Raw genomic sequence first — 5,371 nt, 5'->3', positions numbered from 1 at the left:
GCGAGGCGGAGTCGTTCATGCTCGGCGTGCGCTTCTCGTGGCGGGCGATAACCGATCGCCGAGTGAAGACGCTTGCGATTATACCAGAACTCGATATACCGAATAATGTCCCGCCGGGCCTCCTCCGCTGTCGGGGTCACCAGCCGCGCGCCGGGGACCGGCTCGCGGCCGCGCGGATGCGGGTCCCACACCAGGGGCGCCCGGGCGGCCCGCTCCGCCAGCAGCCCGCGTACGGCGTCCGCCGTGCCCCGGCCGTAGTCGGAGACCAGCAGGGCCCGGGCCGAGGCGATCGCCGCGCGGACCTCCCCGGGCACGGCCCCGCCTCCGCCGGAATCCCCGCCGGACAGAGCTCTGCCGTTGCCCCGGTCCATCCGGACCACCGGACGGCCCCCGGCCAGCACCCTCGTCTTCTCCGACAGGGCGCCCCCCAGGGGCAGCGCGGCCACCGACACCCAGGGGGCCAGCAGTTCGCGCAGCCGCACGCTGGCCGGGTCCTCCCCCAGAGCGGTCACCAGGGTGACCGGGCGGCCGCCGAGCGCCGCCACGTAGGCGGCCAGGGCGGCGCCGCCCGGGCGCAGCCGCTCCTCGCAGTCCTCCAGAACCGGTACCGGGGCGTCCGGGGCCAGGCGGTCCGCGCGGCCGGCCAGATCGCGGTCGAGCAGGGCGTCGCCGACCACGACCAGCGGTGCGGCGACCCCGCGCGGCGAGGCGGGGGCGCCGGTCGCCGGGCCGTACAGCGGACCGGGCATCCGGTCAGGCGTCGGCGGCATCGTCCGCGCTCCTCCCTTCCAGGACGCCCTCCAGGGCGGCGTCGAACGCGGCGCACACCATGTGCACCGTCACCAGATGGAGCTCCTGCACCGTCGCGGTGGAGCCCGCCCGTACGCACAGCGACTCGTCGCTGCCCGCCGCCAGCGGGTTGGGCGCGGGCCCGGTCAGCGCCCACACCGACATCCCCGCCTCGCGCCCGGCCTCGGCGGCCGACAGCAGGTTGGCACTGGCGCCGCTGGTCGACAGCAGCACCAGCACATCGCCCTCGCGCCCGTGCGCCCGCACCTGCCGGGCGAACACCTCGTCCACGCCGTAGTCGTTGGCGATCGCGGTGGTGGAGGAGGTGTCGGCGTGCAGGGCGATGGCGGAGAAGGGCGGGCGGTCGTCGCGGTAGCGGCCTACCAACTCGGCCGTCAGATGCTGGGCCTGGGCGGCGCTGCCGCCGTTCCCGGCCGCCAGCAGCCGTCCGCCGCCGGCCAGCACCCGTGCCAGGCGCTCGCCCCAGCTCTGGGCGGTGCCGGCCTGGTCGCGGAAGGGCGTCAGGGCGCGCAGCAGTTCGTCGCAGTGACCGGCGACCGGCCCCGTCGCCGGGGCGGGGGCCGGGGGCGGGGCTGTCCGGGTGCGCCGGACCTTCGCGCCGTTCCCGGCGGCCCCGGCGGCGGATTTGGCAGCTGACTTGGAGCCGCTCCTCGCGGTGGTCCCCGGTGTTGTCATCGGGTCGCCCCCGTCGGAACGCGGTGGCGCGCGACCACCTGGGCGTACACCTGCTCGGCTCCGTCGGCGACCCGCTCCCAGGAGAAGCGGGCCAGGACGCGCTCACGACCGGCCTCACCGTAGCGGCGCAGCAGTTCGGGGGAGCCGGCCAGTTCGTTGACGGCGCGGGCGAGCGCGCCGGGATCGCCCGGTGGCACCAGCCGCCCGGTGACCCGGTCGGCGACCGAGTCCAGATGGCCGCCGACGCCGGTGGCCACGATCGGCACCCCGCAGGCCATCGCCTCCAGCGGGACGATGCCGAACGGCTCGTAGCGCGGCGTGGACAGCACCAGGTCGGCGCCGCGGATCAGGTCGGGCATCCGCTCGTGCGGCACGGCGCCCAGCAGCCGCACCCGGTCCGCCACTCCCAGCTCACCGGCCAGCCGCCGCAGCCGTACCGCCTCGGGGTCGGTCTCCAGCAGCGCGGGCCCGGGCCCGCCGGCGATCAGCAGCTCCGCGCCGGGGACCTGTGCCAGCGCCGTGATCGCCTGGTCGAAGCCCTTGCGCGGTACCAGGCGTCCGATCGCCAGCAGCCGGTGCGGACCGTCACGGCGGGCGCCTCGTCCGGCCGGGTCCGCCGGGCTGAACTCCAGGGTGTCCACACCGCACGGCACCACCGACGTCCGCTCCGGCGGCACACCCGTCACGGCCAGCTCGAACACCTCGTCGGCGCAGGTCGCCAGGATGCGGGCGCACTCGCGGCCGATCCGCCGCTCCACCACGATCCGCTCGGGCGGGCTGGTGTCGTCCGCGCCCTGATGGCGCCGCTTGACGCTGCCCAGCGCGTGGAAGGTCTGCACGACCGGGACGTCCGGGCCCCTCGCGCCGAGCAGCGCGGCCGTGCCCGACATCCAGAAGTGCGCGTGCGCCACGTCCGGCCGCCGGGCCGACCAGCGGCGCGCCAGATGTTCGCCGAAGGCGGTCATGTGCGGCAGCAGGTCGTCCTTGGGCACCGGCCGGGGTGGCCCGGCCGACACGTGCTCGACGGTCACCCCCGGCGCCAGCGGCACCCGGTCGGGCGGCTCGGGGGAGTCCCGGCGGGTGTGGACGGTGACCTGGTGGCCGCGCCGCGCCAGTTCCTTCGACAGTTGTGCGACGTACACGTTCTGGCCCCCGGCGTCGGGGCCGCCGAGCGCGGCGAGCGGACTCGCGTGCTCGGACACCATGGCGATCCTCATCGGGCCACCTCCTTGATCAGCCGTTCCCAGTCGTCCAGGAAGCGCGGCAGCCCGTAACGGGCCAGTGCGGCCGTACGCGCCTGTTCGCCGATGTGGCGCGCGTACGCCGGGTCGGCGAGGAAACCGCGGACGGCGTCGGTCAGGACATCGAGCCGGTTGGAGAGCACCCCGGCCTCCCCGGGCACGGCCGCGGACGCCTCGGTGGTGTCCAGCGCGACCACGGGCATGCCCAGGTGCATGGCCTCCAGCAGGGACAGGCCGAGCGAGGTCCAGCGGACCGGGTGCACGTACACCCGCCGCCGGGCCATGGCCCGGTGCAGCTCCCGCTGGGGGAGTTCGTGGGAGCGGCAGCGCTCCTCCGGAACGCCGAGCCGCCCGGCCAGTCCCCGCGTCCGCATCCCGAAGACGTCCAGCGGCGCGGCACCGGCGAAGCGCGGCAGCAGATCGGTGCCGGTGGTGCGGCCCCGGCGCAGCGGCTCGTTGACCACCACCGCCGCCCGCTCCAGATCGCCGGTGTACAGCGGCCCGGGGTCGACGACGCCGTGCTCGACGACGGTGGTGGGAGAGGGGCCGCAGTCCCAGAACAGCCGGTTGAAGTGGGTGACGTGGACGATGGGCAGGCCCGGCTGCCCGGCCATCGGGTGACGGGTGTCGGGCACGTTGCCGTCCGGCGCGTTGTGCTCCAGGTAGACGGCCGGCACGTCGCGGCCCGGCAGCCGGCCGCCCAGCCACTGCTCGGCGAGACCGAGCTCGTGGGGGCGCTGGAGCACCACCAGGTCGACATCCGTCTCCCGCAGTTCCTTCGGCGTCAGCTCCACCACGCCGTCCGGCCAGTCGAAGGTGAGGGCGCGGCCGAGCCCGTCGGGGCCCCGGTCGGGGGTGACGGGCACCAGATAGGTGTGCGGGCCCTGGACGAACGAGGTGGTCCAGGAGCCGTGCACGTGCCACAGCAGGATCCTCATGCGGTGCCCTCCCGGCCGCCTTCGGCGGCTGTGCTCTGCCGGCCGCCCTCGGCGGCGGCCTTCTCCACGGCGGTGACCACGTCCTGGGACGTCACGCGGTCCAGACAGGGGTGCCCGGGGACGGGACAGGCGCGGGCCCTGGTCCCCGCGCACGGGGCCCGCTGGTCGCCCAGCAGCACCAGGGGCACGCGGAAGGGGGCCCAGCGCTCGGCCGGGACGACCGGCGAGAAGAGCGAGACCACCGGCGCGCCCACGGCGGCGGCCAGATGGGCCGGGCCGGTGTTCCCGGTGACCACGGCCGCCGCGCCCGCCAGCACCCCGGCCAGCTGGGCGGGCGAGGTGCGCCCGCCCAGATCCAGTCCCGCGCTGCCGGCCACGTACGAGGTCAGCTCGCGCTCCTCGGGCACGCCGGTGACCACCACTCGGTGCCCGGCCTCCGCCAGTGCCAGGGCGGCCTCGGCCGACAGCCTCGGACTCCAGCGGCGGGCGGGCACGCTCGCGCCCGGGTGCAGTACGACGTAGCCCGGCGGCCCGGCCAGCTCCTCCGCCCCGGGCGGCGGCAGCACCCGCAGCCGTCCGTCGTCGCCCTCGGGCAGGGGGAAGCCGGCCGCCTCGGCCAGTGCCAGGGCGGCCTCCGCCTCGTGCGCGTGCTCGTCGCGCCGGTGGCGGACATCCAGCAGCGAGCCGGGGTAGTGGACGCTGTCGGCGGCGATCCGGGACACACCCGCCATCCGCAGCACCAGGGCGGTCGGCAGAGGGCTCTGGTGGGCCGAGGCCAGGATCAGGGCGGTGTCGCAGCTCCGCCCGGCGATCAGCTCCACGGCCTCCTCGACCCCGTCCCGCCCGGTGGGCGGCGGGTCGAGACCCACCCAGGGGGCGTCCCAGACGACGACCTCGTCCACCCCGGGCAGCATCCGCCCGGCGGGCGCGCCGCGCGGGCCGCACAGCAGCGTCACACGGTCGGCGCGCGCGGCCACGGCCCGTACCGCCGGACCTGCCAGCAGCACGTCCCCGAAGCTGTCCAGACGTGCGACGAGTGCTCTCATGACGGCCTCCGGACGGCGGTGCGGATGGCGGTGCGGGCGGCCGCGTGGGCGGCGGTGCTCACGAGCGCGCGAGCCCCGGAGCGGGCGGGGCCGGGCCACGGCCCGTCCAGCGCCGTGCGCACCGCCGTGAGCAGGTCGGGGGCGACCGCGGGCGCCTCCCGCACCTCCTGCGGAAGGGTCACGGGGGTGGGCACGAGGACGGCGCGGGCGCCGGCGGCCCGCGCGGCGTCCACATCGGATCCGATGTCCCCGATCACCACGCACTCGGCGGGGGCCGCGCCCAGCCGCCGGGCCGCGTCCAGCACCAGGGCGGGGGCGGGCTTGCGGCAGGCGCAGCCGTCGTCCGGGCCGTGCGGGCAGACGGCCCAGGCGTGGAACGGGCCCAGCAGCTCGTCGATCCGGGCGTGCACCCGGCCCATGTCGTCCCAGCCGATCAGACCGCGCGCGATGCCGGACTGGTTGGTGACCACCGCGGTCGGCACACCGCGCGAGCGCAGCAGCGCCATCGCCTCGGCGGCGCCCGGCACGGGGCGCACCAGCGCGGGGTCGCCGTTGTAGGGGACGTCCTTCACGAGGGTCCCGTCCCGGTCGAGGAGCACCGCGCGCACCGCCGTCATGCCGTGCTCCCGCCGCCGCCCGCGGCCGGGCCCGGCTTCCGGGG

At 76.7% G+C, this 5,371-nt stretch carries 5 protein-coding genes and 1 pseudogene; all 6 read right to left on the bottom strand.

All coding sequences use genetic code 11. The annotated features are described in order from the left end of the window. Nucleotides 1-749, bottom strand: a pseudogene (locus tag LJ221_RS23150) (hypothetical protein); the annotation flags it as partial. A 4-nt stretch (nucleotides 750-753) separates the two neighbouring features. Then, nucleotides 754-1,485 (bottom strand): SIS domain-containing protein, encoded by a 732-nt coding sequence (locus tag LJ221_RS23145; protein ID WP_241718652.1) that lies wholly within the window; start codon nucleotides 1,483-1,485, stop codon nucleotides 754-756. Beyond that, on the bottom strand, nucleotides 1,482-2,702 hold the full coding sequence (locus tag LJ221_RS23140) for a glycosyltransferase (RefSeq protein ID WP_241718651.1): 1,221 nt from the start codon (nucleotides 2,700-2,702) through the stop codon (nucleotides 1,482-1,484). Before LJ221_RS23140 ends, LJ221_RS23145 begins: the two co-directional genes overlap by 4 nt. Next, the gene (locus LJ221_RS23135; protein WP_241718650.1) at nucleotides 2,699-3,664 is read right to left on the bottom strand and encodes a glycosyltransferase; all 966 of its coding nucleotides are present in this window, start codon (nucleotides 3,662-3,664) and stop codon (nucleotides 2,699-2,701) included. Before LJ221_RS23135 ends, LJ221_RS23140 begins: the two co-directional genes overlap by 4 nt. Continuing rightward, nucleotides 3,661-4,710, bottom strand: coding sequence for a glycosyltransferase family 9 protein (locus LJ221_RS23130; RefSeq protein ID WP_241718649.1), 1,050 nt, complete (start codon nucleotides 4,708-4,710; stop codon nucleotides 3,661-3,663). Before LJ221_RS23130 ends, LJ221_RS23135 begins: the two co-directional genes overlap by 4 nt. Next, nucleotides 4,707-5,371 (bottom strand): D-glycero-alpha-D-manno-heptose-1,7-bisphosphate 7-phosphatase (locus tag LJ221_RS23125; protein ID WP_374228542.1); only part of this gene is annotated, 665 nt, incomplete at its 5' end. The genes LJ221_RS23125 and LJ221_RS23130, both read right to left, overlap by 4 nt.

Source organism: Streptomyces sp. CNQ085 (assembly GCF_022614595.1).
Lineage (GTDB): Bacteria > Actinomycetota > Actinomycetes > Streptomycetales > Streptomycetaceae > Streptomyces.
This window is presented reverse-complemented; position numbering and strand designations above follow the sequence as displayed.